The sequence below is a fragment of the Variovorax brevis genome (genome assembly GCF_030317105.1).
Classification (GTDB): Bacteria; Pseudomonadota; Gammaproteobacteria; order Burkholderiales; family Burkholderiaceae_C; genus Variovorax; species Variovorax brevis.
The window spans coordinates 1-1440 of the sequence record NZ_JASZYG010000077.1; the positions used below are offsets into that span (position 1 = coordinate 1).

Below are 1440 nucleotides of genomic sequence, written 5' to 3' on the forward strand. Positions count from 1 at the left end.
CCCTTCGACGAAATCGCCGTCGAAGAGGCGGTTCGCTTGAAAGAAAAGGGCGTTGTCACCGAAATCATCGCCGTCTCCTGCGGCGAAGCGAAGTGCCAGGAAACCCTGCGCACCGCCATGGCCATCGGTGCCGATCGCGGCATCCTGGTCGAGACGACCGAAGAACTCCAGCCGCTGGCCGTGGCCAAGCTGCTGAAGGCCTTGGTGGACAAGGAACAGCCCTCGCTCGTCATCCTGGGCAAGCAAGCCATCGATGACGATGCGAACCAGACCGGCCAGATGCTGGCTGCGCTGGCTGACCTGCCGCAAGCCACCTTCGCCTCGAAGGTCGAAGTCGCTGGCGACAAGGTCAACGTGACCCGCGAAGTCGACGGCGGACTGGAAACCATTGCCCTGTCGCTGCCCGCGGTCATCACGACCGACTTGCGCCTCAATGAGCCGCGTTACGTGACGCTGCCCAACATCATGAAGGCCAAGAAGAAGCAGCTCGACACCGTCAAGCCCGAAGACCTCGGCGTGGACGTCAAGCCGCGCCTGAAGACCCTGAAGGTCAGCGAGCCCCCCAAGCGCGGCGCCGGCATCAAGGTGCCCGACGTGGCCACGCTGGTGGACAAGCTCAAGAACGAAGCCAAGGTGATCTGAGGAGAACAACAACATGACCGTACTTGTTATTGCTGAACACGACCACGCCACCGTCAAGCCGGCGACCCTGAACACCGTGACCGCCGGCATCGCCTGCGGCGGTGATGTGCACGTGCTGGTGGCGGGCGCCAATGCGGCCGAAGCAGCTGCTGCTGCTGCGAAGATCGCAGGCGTGGCCAAGGTGATCGCTGCCGACAGCCCCTCGCTCGCTGAAAACCTCGCAGAAAACGTCGCCGCGCAAGTGCTGGCGATCGCTTCCAACTACACCCACATCCTGTTCCCCGCCACGGCCAACGGCAAGAACGTCGCCCCGCGCGTCGCTGCCAAGCTGGACGTCGCACAGATCTCGGACATCACCAAGGTCATCAGCGCCGACACCTTCGAGCGTCCGATCTACGCGGGCAATGCGATTGCCACCGTGCAATCGGCAGACGCCATCAAGGTCGTCACGGTGCGCACGACCGGCTTCGACGCCGCAGCCTCCACCGGTGGCAGCGCCAGCGTTGAAAACGCAGCGGGCGTGGCCGACAGCGGCAAGTCCAGCTTCGTCGGCCGTGAAGTCACGAAGAGCGAACGCCCCGAACTGACGGCCGCCAAGATCATCGTCTCCGGTGGCCGCGCGCTGGGCAGCGCCGAGAAGTTCCAGGAAGTGATGGCGCCGCTGGCCGACAAGCTCAACGCGGGCTTGGGCGCCAGCCGCGCCGCCGTCGACGCAGGCTACGCCCCCAACGACTGGCAAGTGGGCCAGACCGGCAAGATCGTCGCACCGCAGCTCTACATCGCCGCCGGCATCTCGGG

General features: G+C 64.9%; 2 protein-coding genes. Both read left to right on the forward strand.

Going from position 1 to position 1440, the window contains the following annotated elements:
* The coding region (locus tag QTI66_RS39475) for an electron transfer flavoprotein subunit beta/FixA family protein (protein ID WP_286565832.1) at positions 1-642 on the forward strand (642 nt) is incomplete at its 5' end.
* 13 nt (positions 643-655) lie between these two features.
* The coding region (locus QTI66_RS39480) for an electron transfer flavoprotein subunit alpha/FixB family protein (protein ID WP_286565833.1) at positions 656-1440 on the forward strand (785 nt) is incomplete at its 3' end.